Annotated in this window: 16 protein-coding genes; 11 read left to right on the forward strand and 5 right to left on the reverse strand. The window is 41.9% G+C overall.

The genetic code is table 11. The features are described from left to right. Positions 1–8 precede the first annotated feature (8 nt). Positions 9–1,826, reverse strand: coding sequence for a DNA helicase RecQ (gene recQ / locus C2M32_RS05600; protein WP_105167496.1), 1,818 nt, complete (start codon positions 1,824–1,826; stop codon positions 9–11). A gap of 109 nt (positions 1,827–1,935) precedes the next feature. On the opposite strand from recQ, the gene C2M32_RS05605 reads away from it, so the two are divergent. Together C2M32_RS05605 and rarD are read left to right on the forward strand one after the other, a co-directional pair. Continuing rightward, positions 1,936–2,391: a thioesterase family protein gene (locus C2M32_RS05605; protein ID WP_105167497.1), complete on the forward strand. Its 456-nt coding sequence runs from the start codon at positions 1,936–1,938 to the stop codon at positions 2,389–2,391. A 106-nt stretch (positions 2,392–2,497) separates the two neighbouring features. After that, positions 2,498–3,412 carry an EamA family transporter RarD gene (gene rarD, locus C2M32_RS05610; protein ID WP_105167498.1) on the forward strand — a complete coding sequence of 305 codons (915 nt, stop codon included), beginning with the start codon at positions 2,498–2,500 and terminating at the stop codon, positions 3,410–3,412. A gap of 10 nt (positions 3,413–3,422) precedes the next feature. On the opposite strand, the gene C2M32_RS05615 is transcribed toward rarD, so the two are convergent. Beyond that, the gene (locus tag C2M32_RS05615; protein WP_105167499.1) at positions 3,423–4,658 is read right to left on the reverse strand and encodes a GGDEF domain-containing response regulator; all 1,236 of its coding nucleotides are present in this window, start codon (positions 4,656–4,658) and stop codon (positions 3,423–3,425) included. A 190-nt stretch (positions 4,659–4,848) separates the two neighbouring features. Beyond that, positions 4,849–5,220, reverse strand: a complete 372-nt coding sequence (locus tag C2M32_RS05620) for a DUF413 domain-containing protein (RefSeq protein ID WP_105167500.1) — start codon at positions 5,218–5,220, stop codon at positions 4,849–4,851. Between the two features lie 87 nt (positions 5,221–5,307). On the opposite strand from C2M32_RS05620, the gene C2M32_RS05625 reads away from it, so the two are divergent. The 5 genes from C2M32_RS05625 (at position 5,308) to C2M32_RS05645 (ending at position 9,423) form a co-directional block, all read left to right on the forward strand. After that, positions 5,308–6,153, forward strand: coding sequence for a LysR family transcriptional regulator (locus tag C2M32_RS05625; protein ID WP_105167501.1), 846 nt, complete (start codon positions 5,308–5,310; stop codon positions 6,151–6,153). 215 nt (positions 6,154–6,368) lie between these two features. After that, entirely contained in the window at positions 6,369–7,298 is a 930-nt protein-coding gene (locus C2M32_RS05630) for a porin (protein WP_105167502.1), read from the forward strand. Between the two features lie 221 nt (positions 7,299–7,519). Next, positions 7,520–7,969: a hypothetical protein gene (locus tag C2M32_RS05635; RefSeq protein ID WP_105167503.1), complete on the forward strand. Its 450-nt coding sequence runs from the start codon at positions 7,520–7,522 to the stop codon at positions 7,967–7,969. Between the two features lie 351 nt (positions 7,970–8,320). Next, the gene (locus C2M32_RS05640) at positions 8,321–8,773 is read left to right on the forward strand and encodes a hypothetical protein (RefSeq protein ID WP_105167504.1); all 453 of its coding nucleotides are present in this window, start codon (positions 8,321–8,323) and stop codon (positions 8,771–8,773) included. 80 nt (positions 8,774–8,853) lie between these two features. Then, positions 8,854–9,423 carry a hypothetical protein gene (locus C2M32_RS05645; protein ID WP_105167505.1) on the forward strand — a complete coding sequence of 190 codons (570 nt, stop codon included), beginning with the start codon at positions 8,854–8,856 and terminating at the stop codon, positions 9,421–9,423. Positions 9,424–9,476: 53 nt separating this feature from the next. Here the strand turns inward: C2M32_RS05645 and C2M32_RS05650 are convergent, their stop codons facing one another. Next, positions 9,477–9,728, reverse strand: a complete 252-nt coding sequence (locus C2M32_RS05650) for a YfhL family 4Fe-4S dicluster ferredoxin (RefSeq protein ID WP_070983753.1) — start codon at positions 9,726–9,728, stop codon at positions 9,477–9,479. Between the two features lie 2 nt (positions 9,729–9,730). Then, entirely contained in the window at positions 9,731–11,089 is a 1,359-nt protein-coding gene (trhP, locus tag C2M32_RS05655) for a prephenate-dependent tRNA uridine(34) hydroxylase TrhP (protein WP_070989887.1), read from the reverse strand. Between the two features lie 255 nt (positions 11,090–11,344). Here trhP and ndk point away from each other — a divergent pair, with 255 nt between their 5' ends. From ndk to C2M32_RS05675, 4 genes are all read left to right on the forward strand, one after another. After that, positions 11,345–11,776, forward strand: coding sequence for a nucleoside-diphosphate kinase (gene ndk / locus C2M32_RS05660; RefSeq protein WP_010377338.1), 432 nt, complete (start codon positions 11,345–11,347; stop codon positions 11,774–11,776). Positions 11,777–11,973: 197 nt separating this feature from the next. Next, positions 11,974–13,110, forward strand: coding sequence for a bifunctional tRNA (adenosine(37)-C2)-methyltransferase TrmG/ribosomal RNA large subunit methyltransferase RlmN (locus tag C2M32_RS05665; protein ID WP_105167506.1), 1,137 nt, complete (start codon positions 11,974–11,976; stop codon positions 13,108–13,110). A gap of 94 nt (positions 13,111–13,204) precedes the next feature. Next, positions 13,205–14,758, forward strand: coding sequence for a type IV pilus biogenesis/stability protein PilW (gene pilW, locus C2M32_RS05670; protein ID WP_105167507.1), 1,554 nt, complete (start codon positions 13,205–13,207; stop codon positions 14,756–14,758). After that, positions 14,755–15,690, forward strand: coding sequence for a RodZ domain-containing protein (locus C2M32_RS05675; protein WP_105167508.1), 936 nt, complete (start codon positions 14,755–14,757; stop codon positions 15,688–15,690). Before pilW ends, C2M32_RS05675 begins: the two co-directional genes overlap by 4 nt. Positions 15,691–15,692: the final 2 nt, after the last annotated feature.

A 15,692-nucleotide genomic window follows, 5' to 3' on the forward strand; every position in this document is an offset into this window, starting at 1 on the left:
TTAACAAATTAGCTGGCGGCCAGATAATTGCGGATAAGTTGCATGAAAGGCGCACCGTATTTGCTGAGCTTAGTGAATCCCACTCCAGAGACCTTCAAAAACTCACTGTCAGTGGTCGGCATAAGTTGCGCCATCTCTGCCAAGGTTTTGTCATTAAAGACCACATAAGGCGGCACGTCATCTTCATCAGCCAGTTCTTTACGTAAACTGCGAAGTTTTGCGAACAGTTTTTTATCGTAGTTAAACTGTGCTAGTTTGTCCTGATAAACGTGTTTTGCTTGTAACCTTGGCTCTGCAAGTTGCAATGTGTACTCACCTTTTAAAACCGCTCTAGCGGCCTCGGTTAAGCGTAAGCTGGCCCCTTGCGTAATATCTTGCGCGAGCAGCCCATGGTGGATGAGTTGTCGCAAGACGCTGAGCCAAAACTCATTACTGTGTTGCTTACCAATACCATAGGTACTCAGTGCGTGATGTTGATTATCTCTAATACGGCTGGTATTGGCCCCTCTTAGTACGTCAACAATGTATCCTAGACCAAAGCGCTGCTCCGCTCTGTAAACGCATGACAGCGCTTGTTGAGCGACTAACGTTCCATCAAACCGTTTCGGCGGATTGAGACATATATCGCAGTTACCGCAAGGTTCACGCTGATATTCACTAAAGTAATTTAAGAGAATTTGTCTACGACAGGTTTGTGCTTCGGCAAAACTTGCCATGGCATTGAAACGCTGTTCTTCAACACGACGTCTTTGCTCGTCTGTAATATCTTCGAAAAAGCGCTTTACTCGGCCAATATCTGCTGGGTCGAAATACATAATGGCTTCAGCAGCTAGACCGTCCCTACCTGCGCGTCCTGTTTCTTGATAATAGGCTTCGATACTTTTTGGAATGTCGTAATGCAAAACAAAGCGCACATTTGGTTTGTTTATGCCCATGCCAAACGCGACCGTGGCAACTACAATGTGAACATCATCTCGGGCAAATGCGGTTTGCACGAATTGACGCTGCTCATTGCTCATCCCAGCGTGGTACGCCGCTGCATTAAAACCAGCATCAGCGAGCTTCTCAGCTACCTCATCGACCCTTTTTCTACTGGTGCAGTAGATGATGCCACTTTGACCTTTTTGAGTTTTCAGATAACGCATGAGCTGTGATAGTGGCTTAAACTTTTCTTCGATGGTGTAGCGAATATTTGGTCTATCAAAGCTGCCGGTGTGAATATAAGGTTGATTAAGTCCTAGTTGATGCACTATGTCTTTGCGTGTCGCAATATCCGCTGTGGCAGTCAGCGCCATCATAGGCACCGTAGGAAATTGTTGCTTTAATTCGCTCAGGCGGCAGTAGTGGGGCCTAAAGTCATGCCCCCAATGTGACACACAGTGTGCTTCATCAATCGCAAACAAACTGATATGTAGATTTCTCAAGCGCTCTTTGAATTCGTATTGCAGCACTTTCTCTGGAGCAACATATAACAGTTTGATATCACCATGGTGTAGGCGTTGATAAATATCTTGTTGCTGCTCGAAGGTGAGGCTGTTATTGATAAATTCTGCTTTGATTTCTAGCGCCTGAAGCTGAGCAACTTGATCTTGCATCAGTGAAATAAGTGGTGATATGACCACGGTTAGGCCCGGTAAGGTTAAAGCGGGAATTTGATAACACAATGACTTACCACCACCTGTAGGCAGCAACACCAAGGCATCTTGTGCGCGAAGAACAGCATTGATCACGGCGCTTTGGCCGTCACGAAACTCACTGTAGCCAAAAATTTCTTTGAGTACGGTGTGGATATCGGTTTGTTCTGTATTTAGGGCTTGGTTTTCCATCGCCGTGCATTCTAGATGTTTTTAGCACACTTGTCTGTAACTTTTAGTGCTTGCAAAATAACCATTCTGAGCTTAAATTTACTGGTCAGATGAGTTTAAGGGAAAGTCCGTGGATAAGACATTATTGCTCAATCAAGTAGGTAATATTTTTGTCGAAAAAATGCCGTTTAATCGCTTCTTGGGCATTAGTATACAAACGCTCAGCGCTGAAAAGGCGCAAATACAATTACCTTGGAAAGATGACTTTATTGGTAATCCAACACAAAAAATACTTCATGGTGGTGTGATTTCTGCGGTGCTTGATAATGTGGGTGGGTTACTGGCTGCGGCTTCAATCATAGCCAAACTTCCCGAAGAAGAACTACACAGTGTGCCCAATAAATTGGCGACATTAGGTACAATTGATATTCGTACAGATTTTCTTCGCCCCGGCAGAGGTGAGTATTTCATTGCCAGTGCAACATTAATTCGTTCGGGCAACAAAGTGTGTGTATGCCGCATGGAATTGCACAACGAGCAAGGTATACAACTTGCCTTTGGCACAGGCACGTACTTAGTGGGCTAGTGTCCGACAATTAAGCCACATAAGTCTACGTTTATGCTTTCTAAATTTAGTCATTCAATTTTCCACAAAAAAGGTATAATGCCGCCTCAATTTGATAGGAGGTGGTATGGGCCAAAGCACGTCTCAGCAACAGGGATACATCTTTGCGACGCTGGCATTTTTTATGTGGGGCCTAGCGCCAATTTATTTCAAGCAGTTAAATACCGTTGATGCAATTGAAATTCTAACCCATAGGGTGATTTGGTCAGTGGTGTTTATCATCATCATTATCGCTTTGTTAAAGCAGTGGCACAAAGTTCAGCATGTACTAAAAAAGCCTAAGTTGATGTTGATGTTATGCGTCAGTGCAGGTCTGTTAGGGTTTAACTGGGGACTGTTTATTTGGGCCATCAATAGCAACCATATCCTTGATGCCAGTCTTGGTTACTATATTAATCCACTGCTGAATGTTTTATTGGGAATGGTCTTTCTTGCGGAGCGACTGCGCAAGTGGCAACTCGTTGCGGTGGCACTGGCTTTTGTCGGCGTCATCATTCAAGTGGTAAGTTTTGGTTCCTTCCCTGTCATCGCGTTTTCATTGGCCGGCTCGTTTGCCGTCTATGGTTTGATCCGCAAAAAAATTCCAGTTGAATCTTTACCTGGGTTATTGCTTGAAGCCGTTATTCTAATGCCTTTTGCAATAGCGTATTGGTTTTTTAGCGTGCCTACCGCAACATCGGATTTAGTCCACAATAGCCTGTTAACGAATGTACTTTTGATTAGCGCTGGTGTGGTAACAACTTTGCCATTATTGTGTTTTACCGCGGCGGCGAAGCGTATTCCGTACTCAACCTTGGGATTCTTCCAATATATCGGACCCAGTCTCATGTTTATTTTGGCGGTTGTGTTTTATGGTGAAACTTTTTCGGCGCAGCGAATAGTGACGTTTGCTTTCATATGGAGTGCGTTGGCATTATTTAGCTGGGACTCGTACCATAGCGCTCGTAAGGCCAGATACAGCCAATCAGAAAAGGGCGCGTAGCCCTTTTTAACTAGTGCTGAATTTGGTTTCTGCCTTGCTCTTTGGCTTCGTATAGTTTTTGGTCGGCTATTTTTAATAACTCGTCAATTTTCGGTTCTAAAGCTGAGACAAAGCCTATTGAGACAGTGAACGGAACCTGATGCTGAGTAAACGAAGCACTGTTTAATTCAACATACTGCCTAAACAGCTCAAGTGCTTTGAGGCTTTGCTCAGCTGTATTTTCTGTGAAATACACGACAAACTCTTCTCCGCCCATTCTGGCTGCCAATTGATTTGGGAAAAACTTCTCAAACAATGCTGCAAATGAGCTCAACACGTCATCACCCACATCGTGACCATAGTTATCGTTGATACGCTTAAAATGGTCGATATCAATCATGGCAAGGCGGCTATCAAGCTGCTTGACTGTGTGAATCTTTTGCTCACGATTCGCTTGTTCGAAAAAATATCTGCGATTAGGCAGTTTGGTTAGGTAGTCCGTATTCGCTTGCAGCCTGATGGTTGCGATATGATCGAGCATATCCACGTTGAGGCTCAGTCGACAGTAAAACTCTTCGGCATTAAAGGGTTTACACAAATAGTCATTGGCGCCACTTTTTAAGAAACGCGCTGACAAGTGGGGGGCATTTGAGCCTGATACACCAATAATGACCTTGTCTTCATTGCTATACAAGCGACGGATTTCGGCGCAAAGCTCCTCGCCATTCATTCTTGGCATTTCATTATCAGCGATGATCACTGAGATATCTGGATTTTGCTTTAACATCTCCAGCCCTTCAATACCGTCAGAAGCTTCGAGAATTTGGTATTTATGCCTCTCAAGGAGGCTGCAGATGTACATTCGAGAATGGCGTGAGTCTTCAACAACGAGCACTTTGACGTTTTCATTTCTGGGTAAACGGTTGAGCTGGTTTTTAAGATATTGATACGCTTGTTTATTTTCTTTGGTGATATAGTCAATGATAGGGTATTTATCAACTGTCTCTCTCGTACGGCTATCGATATTACCCGTCATCACTATGGTGGGGATCTCATTTTCAACCGTAAATGGTATTGCTTCACCCTTGGGCGCATCCGGGAGTATAAAATCAACCACAGCGCAAAAATACTGGTGATCTGCGACCAAGGTTTTAGCCTGTGCAAGTGACCCGGCAATATCGGCCTCATAACCACAAGACAACGCAATGTGTTTTTGGACCTTTGCAATTGTTGGGGTATCTTCAATAATAAGAATTCGTCGAGTCACAACCCAGCCTTGTTATCATCGTTTACTTGTTAGTTGTAAACTGATCTTAGACAAAAAGCAATGCTATAGGGTAGTCTAAAATATGGCTTTATATTTATTTTTAATTAGTTAAGTGAGATAGATGAGGCTTGTTTGTCAAGCGCAGGGCACACAAAGCGTTAACGCTTCGTATACACTGCGCCCAATTAATTTATAGCTCGTCGTCTGCGCTGCTATATTGTTGCATAGATGGATCAGGCACGATTCTTGAGCGACCAAACAGGGTGTGAAACTTGGTTTTACACGTCGTAAGCTTGAGGTATTTAGCCCAAGCTCGCTCAAAAATATTGGTGGGTGGTAGGTGACCATCCATCACATTAACAAACTGAAGTTGAAAACTATTTTGTGGTTCACAATCTTTGTTGTATAAGCTTTTTAGAATTACGCCATGTTGCTCTAAGACCTGTGCTTCAGCGAGAGTAAAGTGACCGCTGCGGCTAAAGCCTCTTGGAAAGTTAGCATCGTCATAAAAGGCGCGTGGGCATGCAAAGGCGTTATGTAAGTTCGCTAGGTTTTGTTCCATAACTTAATCCTCACTTTGATATTGGGTGGAGTATGGATCAGGAATAGAAATTTTTTAAACAAGTTTTTTTTATCGTAAGGAACAAAAGTGGACATAGATCTATTAAAAACTTTTGTGGAAGTAGTAAAGACTCGCCATTTTGGTCGCGCAGCAGAAAATTTGTATATAACTCAATCGGCTGTGAGTTTCAGAATTCGGCAATTAGAGCAGAGCTTAGGCGTGAACTTGTTCATTCGTCAGCGTAATAATATTCAGCTGACAGCACCAGGTGAACGATTATTGCCCCACGCTACCATGATCTTAACAGGCATGCAGCGGGCCAAGGTGGATGTTGCACTGGCGAATAACATGCATAAGCAGCTGTCACTTTCTGGTACACCCAATATTTGGGACGCATTTTTGCAATTTGGTATCAATAATATCGTTGCCGCAATGCCCGGAGTGTCTTTAGTAGCAGAAGTTAAAGCGCAGCAAGAGAGCACCAGATTGTTACTGGAGCGCACACTGGATTTGGCCGTGTTGTTCGATCCCCCTAAAGTTGATGAGTTAGTGGTCAAGCCTATTCGTGATCTACCCATTATTCCGGTGAGTACCTTTGAGTGTGAAGATGCGCTGGCATTTTTTAACAATCAGTACGTATATGTGGATTGGGGAACCGCTTTTTCGCTGTGGCACGCTAAGCAGTTTGCTGGCACAACGCCGCCTTATTTTAGAACCAGCACGGGCAGAATCGCGCTAGATTTAATCATGCAATGTGGTGGCAGTGCATTTATTCCACAAGCACTAGCGCAAGATATGATAGAGCAAGGCAAGCTATTTCATATTGATTGTGTTGATCAAGTATCACGAGAGATCTTTATCGCTTATCACAAAGATAACGAGCAAAAAGAACAAATAGAAACCATCACAAGTTTACTTATGTCATTGAAATAATGTCATTTCTATTGTTTTTTTATGACATGTTTTCTTTTTGGGTAATTCGTTTACTCTGTTGATATTATTGAGATATTTTAAAATATTTCTTTATGATTTCATATTTAAGTCAGTTTTTTTACTGCTTTTTAGTGTGTGTAATATTTCTGTCATTAAGCGCTGGCAAACTGCGCTTGTTTTAAAAATTAACGTGTTGCGATATTGAGGAAATACACATGAAACTGACTAACTCTGCACTTTTGTTCTCTGTATTGAGTGCGCTTTCATTAAATGCCTATGCTGATGTTACAGTATACGGTAAAGCGAACGTTTCACTGCAATCGAGTGATGAAGGTGAAGGTTCAGCAACTGAGATCAAAAGTAATGCATCTCGCTTTGGTTTCAAAGGCGCTGAAAAACTAGAAGGTGGTCTAGAAGTTATCTACAAACTTGAGTTTCAAGTCGACTTGTCTGACGCAGATTCAAAAGGTGAAGATGACAACATCACAGCACGTAACCAATACGTGGGTTTAAAAGGTAGCTTTGGTGAAGTCGTAATTGGCCGCAACGATACAGCTTTTAAGCAATCACAAGGCAAGCTTGATTTATTCAACGACCTTGAAGGTGATATCAAAAACTTATTCAAGGGTGAAAACCGTTTAGGTAACTCAATTTCTTATAAGTCTGCAAGCTTCAATGGTTTTAAAGTATTAGGTACCTACATCGCTGAAGATAAAAAAGATGGTGAAAACGGTTTTTCAACGGCGCTAACTTATGGCGACAGTGGCTTGAAAAAGTCATCTATTTACGCAGCGGTTGCTGTAGATAGCGAAGTAAAAGGTCGCGATGCAGTACGTTTCTCAGTACAAGGTAAAGTAGCTGACTTTAAACTTGGTGCTATGTACCAAATGCAAGAGAAAGTTGACGGTTCTGAAGAAGCAGATGGTTACTTACTAAACGCTGCGTATAGCTTTGGTGCAAACACGTTAAAAGCACAATATCAGGTACTTGATTTTGACCAAGGCGATAAGCTAGATGGTATTTCAATCGGTATCGATCACAAGCTAAACAAAGCGACTAAACTGTACGGTTTCTACTCGACATTTGATGGTGATAACCAAGTTGAGCGTGACTACCTAGGTTTAGGTATCGAATACAAATTCTAATCAAATAGAAGATTCCCACCAAAAGGCTCACCATGTGAGCCTTTTTTGTTTTTTCTTAAACTATCTAAGCAATTACACATTGAACAGGATACATATTAGGCATGATCGGCCAACTATCAGGGATCAAGTATAAATCTGTTGATTCGGTTGTACCTGTATCGTACCCTTCTTTATCCCTTGTACTGTCAAAAAGCTATAGCCATTACTATGGAAGGATCTAAGTGCTAAAACTGAAAAAGAAGTTAATTAATTATGAAGTGATTATATCGCTTTATTTTACCTTGCATGGTGTTTTTTTACACTTTAACCAAGAATATATAGATGAAAGTAAAATAAAGATACTGTATTTTTTGACTCCTATGTTTTTTGTGGTTTTTTTATACGTATCATTTTCTTTTTTTAGAATGTATAAAAATGTCACTTTGTGTGAGAGTTATTTGTCTTTAGATGGTCGTAAGATTGATATGAATGAACTTAGTTGTGTTAATGTTCATATTATATATGCCTTTAAGTCGCTTAACTGGGTTAGGAAGGTTGAGATTTACTATAAATACAATAATGGCGAAGCGTTTTTCTTTTCAGGTATTTTTAGCCTCAATGCTAGATATGAAACGTTAGTCGATATGTATAAAGGTCATGAGAAAATAAAAATTAGTAAAAATGGTGAGTAAGCACCGAGCGATATAGAGTTCTTATTTTATTTTCTAGTTTTTTCAGAGTCCACGTTTTAGAAAACTTATTTAGAGAGTGATATTCCATACAAAGACCACGCTGTAGAAAGATAGCCAAAGGGAATGATGTTTTCGAAAGCAAAGGTGGCGTAGCGATTTTAGAAAGGAACAGTAAGTTGGCGGATTTATTAGAAAGCGATGATGGAGGTGCTATAAATGCGTGGCTGAAGCAAACTTGAATTCGCTAGATGAATTGTTCATTTGGTGTGGATCTAGCCAGCTTGCACATTACCAAACCTGATTTTTACAAAATGTGGAGAGTAATGTATCCACTGTGTTTTTAAGGAAAGTATGAAGAAACTACACCTAAAAAAGAAAAAAATGAACTATGAAATTGTTTTGTCATTTTTTTTCTCATGCCAAGGCGTGTATTGGTATTTTAACGAAAATTCAGTTGATTATGGGCAAGAAAAGGTTTTGTACTTCCTAACACCATTTTTTATTCTTTACTTTATTTACTCATTATATTCTTACTTTAAAGTTGTGAAGGATATATTTCTTACTGACAAATATGTTTGCTTTGACGGCGAAAGAATTGCGCTAGATGAGTTGGAGTATTTAGGTTTTTATTTCTTTTATAGTTGTAAAAATAGAAATTGGATTAGAAAGATTAGGGTTGATGTTAAACGCAAGGGGCAGGCAGATTTTAGGTTTTCTGGTCATTATAGTGTTAATTTGAGGTATGAAAATATATTAGAGCAGTGGGGGAGGTATGGAAATATAATTTTTAATGGAAGTGAGTAGTAAAAATATCTAGGGGGGTTTTCTTGGTGTCTCATTAACGGGGGAGTGGACACGAACATTTATCTAAACTTGACAGTATAGTGGATGGGGTAAGTGAAATAACGCCAGAAATTATCCAACTAGGGAATCAATCTCTTCCCCATGAACAAAACTATTTAGCGTACCAGCTGTTTACAAATATTGGCCATAAAGCGCTTGATATCGTGATGCAAAACTCATGGTATATTGATTTTTATAAAGCTGCTTTTTTGGAATTTGAAACGGGTGACTACCATCAATTTTTGAATGATTATAAAGCAGTCGGCAAAACATCTCCGTCTGTAATGTATGAAATGATATATGAGCGTAACTATGGTCGTGCATTAGAGTTAACTGAGGCATTTCCATATTTACATGGCTATAAGTTTGGTAGAGATCCCCTTCAATTACTGCTAGACAGAGTGATCCCTTTCAGAGCCGCCTATATAAACTCAGAGCAGAAAAAGCTACTGGACTACCTATTGAGTAATACTCAGTTAGATAAGTATCACTATCAGCGCTTACGTCGTCTCAAGATGAAGATGCCCATTTATTTTAGTGTGTTGGAGAGGAAGTTCACTCAGCTACAAGATGTTGACGCCTATGAACCCCGTCGCTTTTTGGGGCCTTAATAGCTTAAATAATCTGAACTAGCCTGTCATAAAGCTAGTTCAGAATGTTTGAATTAAATTTGACCTGTCAAACGCAAGTACTTTTCCGCCAATGTATCTAAGTCTTCTTTGTGGTTAGGATCGGGTTTGATACAGTCAATGGGGCAGACGCTCACACAGGTGGGAGTATCATAGTGCCCGACACACTCAGTACATTTATTTGGGTCAATCTCATAGATTTTTTCACCAAAATAGATGGCCTGATTCGGGCATTCAGGGTCACACATATCACAGTTGATGCATTTGGAATTGATCATCAACGCCATGATTAGGCCTTTTTAAATGGATTACGTGTGTCTTGGTTGTCGTCTAGATTACGCATTAAAATGGCGTGATCTAAATTGATGTCCTCAGGCAATGGAATTTTTACGATGTGACCAGAACCTTTGGCATCGTCAATGCGTTCGCCTTTTTTGTTTTCCATATGTTCAAGGTTAAAGGCAATATTACCCTGTGGCGTCATCAGCTCAAGACTGTGTCCAGTACAGAACTTGTTTTTCACATCAATTTCTACCAAGCCATTATCGTGGCGGCCTAACACTTCACCAACAAACTGCTGCTTATCAGACACCGAGTGACCATACTCATAGTTTTGATAGTCTTGATGGGCATGGCGCTTTAAAAAGCCCTCGGTATATCCACGATGAGCTAAGTTCTCTAGGGTATGCATCAGGTTTGGATCAAAAGGCTTACCAGCAACAGCGTCGTCGATGGCTTTACGATACACTTGCGCTGTTCGAGCAACATAATAGAAAGACTTAGTACGGCCTTCTATTTTCAAACTATGTACGCCCATTTTCGTAAGTTGGTCCACATACTGCACGGCACGCAAATCTTTAGAGTTCATGATATAGGTGCCATGCTCATCTTCAAACGCGGGCATGTATTCACCAGGGCGGCCTTGTTCTTCAAGCATAAACACTTCGGAAGTGGGTTGGCCTTCACCGAGCGTTGGAATAACGGATTTCGGGTCTATTTTGTGTACTACCTCACCCGTTTCGGTTTCTTTACCCGGTTTTACGTCATATTCCCAACGACAAGCATTGGTACAGGTGCCTTGGTTTGGATCGCGCTTATTAATATAACCAGATAACAAACAGCGACCTGAATACGCCATACACAATGCGCCATGTACAAAGACTTCTAACTCGGTTTGTGGACACAGTTCGCGGATCTCAGCGATTTCTTCCAGTGAGAGTTCGCGAGATAAGATCACGCGCTCAATACCTTGTTTGGCCCAAAATTGCACGCTGGCATAGTTAACCGCATTGGCTTGTACAGATAGGTGGATCGGCATATCTGGCCATTTATCACGTACCAACATAATGAGGCCAGGATCTGACATGATCAGCGCATCGGGTTGCATGGCTATCACCGGCTCAATATCGCGTAAGTAAGTTTTTACTTTGCTATTGTGCGGTGCGATGTTTGACACGACGTAAAGTTTTTTGTTTTGTTGGTGGGCTTCGTTAATACCTAGTGCCAAATTATCTAAATCAAATTCGTTATTGCGAACACGTAGACTATAACGTGGCTGACCGGCGTAGACCGCATCGGCACCATACGCAAAAGCGTAACGCATATTCTTTAAACTACCCGCAGGCGAAAGGAGTTCTGGTACAAACATAGTAAAACCTCATACATCGAACTGGGTACAAGCCAGCTGTTGGGGTCAAAATTGACACTGAAATAAAAAAGCGGGGCAGTATAAGAGATGTATGAAGGGGATATTTTGATGTAGATCATAAATTGTTTTATTGAGAATGCCGTTTGCTTGTGCATCAACTTCGCAACATTACAGGTAAATGTAGTAGGTTTTTGCAGCTAAAACGCGTATAATTCGCGCCCGTCAATAATCACAAACTATTTTGGAGCAAAAAAGATGGCTTTAGAGCGTACTTTTTCAATCATCAAGCCTGATGCGGTAGCTAAAAACCACATCGGTGCAATCTATAACCGTTTCGAATCAGCTGGTCTTAAGATCGTTGCTTCTAAAATGGTTCACCTTTCTCAAGAGAAAGCTGAAGGTTTCTACGCAGAGCACAAAGAGCGTCCCTTCTTCGGTGCTTTAGTTTCTTTCATGACGTCTGGCCCAGTAATGGTTCAGGTTCTTGAAGGTGAAGATGCAGTTCGTAAGAACCGTGAAATCATGGGTGCTACTAACCCTGCTGAAGCTCTAGCTGGTACATTACGTGCTGACTACGCAGACAGCATCGACGAGAACGCGGTACACGGTTCAGACGCACCTGAATCAGCTGCTCGCGAAATCGCTTACTTCTTCGCTGAAGAAGAAATTTGCCCACGTACTCGTTAATTTCGAGTCAGTGAGCATGAAAGAAGGGCTTTTGAGCCCTTTTTTCGTCCCTAAAATGTTTTGCTAAGGGTTTAATTCGTTTTAGTTCTGAATATTTAGCAAAGCACGCATGCTAAGATTGTTATAGTTGTTCGTTTTTTGTACAATGTGCGGCTACCTTATTAATGTTATACCGTCACCTGAATTGAGGTTGTTTCATGGCCAATACCGAGAAAAAGATTAACTTACTTGATTTAAACCGCGAGGGGATGCGCGAGCTGTTTGCTACATTCGGCGAAAAGCCATTTCGTGCTGATCAAGTGATGAAATGGATCTATCACTTCGGTGTTGATGACTTCGAACAGATGAGTAACATCAATAAAAAGCTTAAAGCGAAGTTGGCCGCTGAGTGTGAAATAAAAGCTCCAGAAATTTCCGTCAAACAAGTAGCAAGTGATGGCACTATTAAGTATGCCTTACTATTAGAAGGCGGTCAGGAAGTTGAAACCGTTTGGATCCCTGAAAAAGACCGAGCTACTTTGTGCGTGTCTTCACAAGTGGGCTGCGCGCTAGAGTGTACGTTCTGTTCAACCGCGCAACAGGGGTTTAACCGCAACCTCAAGGTGTCTGAGATCATCGGTCAGGTGTGGCGTGTTGCAAAAGACATTGGTATGCATGATGGCGACAGCACAAAACGCCCAGTAACCAACGTGGTAATGATGGGGATGGGCGAACCACTGCTTAACCTTAACAATGTTGTACCAGCTATGGAACTGATGATGGACGACTGGGCGTTTGGTTTGTCTAAACGTCGCGTAACATTGAGTACATCAGGTGTTGTGCCAGCCTTAGACATCCTTAAAGAGAAGATTGATGTGGCGCTGGCAATTTCCCTACATGCTCCAAATAATGAACTGCGTGACGTGCTTGTGCCAATAAACAAGAAATACCCAATCGAAGAGTTTTTAGCGGCATGCCGTCGTTACATTGATGGCTCTAAAGCGAACAAAGATGTCACGATTGAGTATGTGATGCTGCAAGGTGTGAACGACAGTACCGATCATGCCCATGAGTTAGTTAAGGTGCTCAAAGGCACACCGTCTAAAATCAATTTGATCCCGTTTAACCCATTCCCAGGGAACGAATATGGTCGTTCAAGCAACAGCCGTATTGACCGTTTCTCAAAAGTACTACAAGCTGCGGGCTTGACTTGTATCGTTCGCCGTACTCGTGGCGATGATATTGATGCGGCATGTGGTCAGTTAGTTGGTGATGTGGTAGACAGAACCAAGCGGTTAGCAAAAAAGCAGCAACGTGCTGATAATGCGATTGCTGTTAAGGTAAATGCGGGTTAACCCCAAAAAACGTGTCCTTATGGTAAAAAATAGATGAATCATAAGGACTTTTAGGTAGTATAAGGGCACAATGTTATTACATGGTGGGTGGTGCATGCGTTCTTGCTTTATTTTACTGACAGTTTTAAGCCTTTTGACAGGGTGTGTGACTGAGACAAGTTCAGTGACCCGCAATAAACCAAATGTTAGAAGTGAAGCAAATAACCAAGAGGCTGCCAAAACTCGTATTACCCTAGCGCTGCAATATTTGCGAGCGGGTAATAACAGCCAAGCCAAATACAATCTCGAAAAAGCGCTGCAGCTTGCCCCAGAATTACCGCAAGGTCACTATTCGTTGGCATATTATTATGAGCAGGTTGGTGAAGATGAGCGTGCAGGTAAAGCGTATCGTAAAGCGCTTGATATCGACCCAAACAATCCAAATACTTTGAATAACTATGGGACTTTCTTGTGTCGCATTGGTGAGTATCAAGCAGCTCAAGAGCAGTTTTTCAAAGCCATTGATGTGCCAAGCTATTTGCGAGTCTCTCGTAGTTACGAAAACCTAGCTTTGTGTGCTATCAAGCAAGATAATTTTATTAAGGCTGAAGACTACTTTAATAGTGCGATTGATCATGATGGTCGCAGCCAGTCAGCGTTGATTGGTTTAGCAGCGTTATTTTACGCAAAAAGTGACTTACATCAGGCTATGGCGGTAGTGCAAAATTATGCTGACAAGGGCTTTATCTCACCTCGTAGCTTGCTATTACAACACTTGCTAAACACCAGCATGGGACACCTGCAAAAAGCGCAAGAAGTGGCTGACTTGCTTGTTCAGACTTACCCAGAGTCTTATCAAGCGAAAATAGTGGTCAATGATGCACTACAAAACAGTGAGTTTGTAAGACTTAAAGAGCAGTACCGCTTAGCGCAATTAAAAACCATCACGCAAGCACCTAGTCATGTAGTAAAACAACCACAGATAAAAGTGAAGCGTAAGGTTACGCCAAAGCACGATGGCATAACTCAGTCTGCGAACTTACATAGCGGCAGTGTTTCTTTAAGAACTAATACTGAATTCACAGCGCATTCAGGCAATAAAACTACCATAGCGGGCGAGCAAAACGGTTCGAACATTGATAATGTCACCACACAAGACAACGTGGACATGAACCCGAGTGACCACGCCCCATTATCCGATGAGCAGGGCGTTGGACAGATTCGATTTTACGAGCCAGAGCCCGGTGAAGTTACGTTTATACCAAATTCGGGCACGATTGTTACAGTGCGCCCAGCACGCAGTGAAATTGCTGCAAATCAATTGCCGTTGGTGAATAACAAAGTGCAAGTGCCGACGGTACCGTTTCATGTAATGAGTGCTGGTGAAAACATATTTAGTCTGTCGGTAAAATACGATATAAAATTGGTTGATTTGTTGCGTTGGAATAACTTAAAAGAATCGGATAAAGTGGCCGCGGGTCAAAAGGTTTATTTAAACAACCCGGCCGTCACCCATGCGATTAGAACGGGTGATACTTTGTTTACAATAGCGACTCAGCATGGATTGCTGATCGATGATTTAATGCGATGGAATGAGTTAACACCCGATGTGGCCTTAACCGAAGGCTACGGGATTCTGATAGTGGACCCTGATAGTTACGTTTTATGAAACAAGAAAACATTGAAATGGAAGAACAGACTCCAACCACAGGACAATCGTTGCATACAGCGAGGGTTGCTGCGGGGTTAAGTATTGAAGACGTGTCTGCGCGTCTAAAGTTAACAGCATTACAGATAACAAAACTAGAACAAGATGATTATCAAGATTTAGGTCCGATGACGTTTGTGCGAGGTTATATTCGGAGTTATTGTGGTGTGCTCGAATTAGATGTCGAGAAAACCTTGGCTTTGATGGATGCACCAAAAGCGCCAGAAGCGACAAAGCGTATGCAAAGTTTTTCACGTCGTACTGAAAAAGAAGCCAGTGATAATCGTTTAATGATTTTCAGCTATCTTATTTTAGCGCTTGTAATTGGCTCATCTGGAGTTTGGGTGTGGCAAACAAGTAATAGCACGGTAGAAAATTCTCCAGCCGAGCCAAAGGCTGCACTCACGAACGCTGATAGCACATCTGTAGTACCGGCAACTGAGGATAAAGCAGCTACCTCAGATACGCAGAGCGCAACGGTACAAGACAGTGATGGGCAAAAAATAACAGCTGAAAGCGAGAACACAGCGATACAAAATGATACCATACCTAATCTAGAGGAAGAGACTCTCAGTGATGAAGCCGTCAATGTGCATACTTCTGAGCAGAACGTATCACAGGGTGTGACTGAGAATAAAGATGCCTCGTTAAGTACAATTGTTATGCGCTTCAATGATGACAGTTGGGTTGAAATTTTCGATGCAACCGAAGAGCGTATTGCCTTTGGTGTCAAAAAAGCAGGCTATACCATGACCGTTGATGGTAAAGCGCCTTTTTCAGTGGTGTTGGGCAAACATCAGGCTGTCGATGTTGAGCTTGATGGTCAATTAGTCGACTTGTCCGCATTACCTAGAAACCGTTTAGCAAAATTTAAATTACCGTTAGCAGAGTAATC

The organism is Pseudoalteromonas sp. T1lg23B, assembly GCF_002964665.1.
Lineage (GTDB): Bacteria > Pseudomonadota > Gammaproteobacteria > Enterobacterales > Alteromonadaceae > Pseudoalteromonas.

Bases quoted from the DNA above. Each gene is read 5' to 3' on its own strand.
- recQ (WP_105167496.1), bottom strand. From the start codon at position 1,826: ATGGAAAACCAAGCCCTAAATACAGAACAAACCGATATCCACACCGTA.
- rarD (WP_105167498.1), top strand. From the start codon at position 2,498: ATGGGCCAAAGCACGTCTCAGCAACAGGGATACATCTTTGCGACGCTG.
- C2M32_RS05620 (WP_105167500.1), bottom strand. From the start codon at position 5,220: ATGGAACAAAACCTAGCGAACTTACATAACGCCTTTGCATGCCCACGC.
- C2M32_RS05630 (WP_105167502.1), top strand. From the start codon at position 6,369: ATGAAACTGACTAACTCTGCACTTTTGTTCTCTGTATTGAGTGCGCTT.
- C2M32_RS05640 (WP_105167504.1), top strand. From the start codon at position 8,321: ATGAAGAAACTACACCTAAAAAAGAAAAAAATGAACTATGAAATTGTT.
- C2M32_RS05650 (WP_070983753.1), bottom strand. From the start codon at position 9,728: ATGGCGTTGATGATCAATTCCAAATGCATCAACTGTGATATGTGTGAC.
- trhP (WP_070989887.1), bottom strand. From the start codon at position 11,089: ATGTTTGTACCAGAACTCCTTTCGCCTGCGGGTAGTTTAAAGAATATG.
- ndk (WP_010377338.1), top strand. From the start codon at position 11,345: ATGGCTTTAGAGCGTACTTTTTCAATCATCAAGCCTGATGCGGTAGCT.
- C2M32_RS05665 (WP_105167506.1), top strand. From the start codon at position 11,974: ATGGCCAATACCGAGAAAAAGATTAACTTACTTGATTTAAACCGCGAG.
- pilW (WP_105167507.1), top strand. From the start codon at position 13,205: ATGCGTTCTTGCTTTATTTTACTGACAGTTTTAAGCCTTTTGACAGGG.
- C2M32_RS05675 (WP_105167508.1), top strand. From the start codon at position 14,755: ATGAAACAAGAAAACATTGAAATGGAAGAACAGACTCCAACCACAGGA.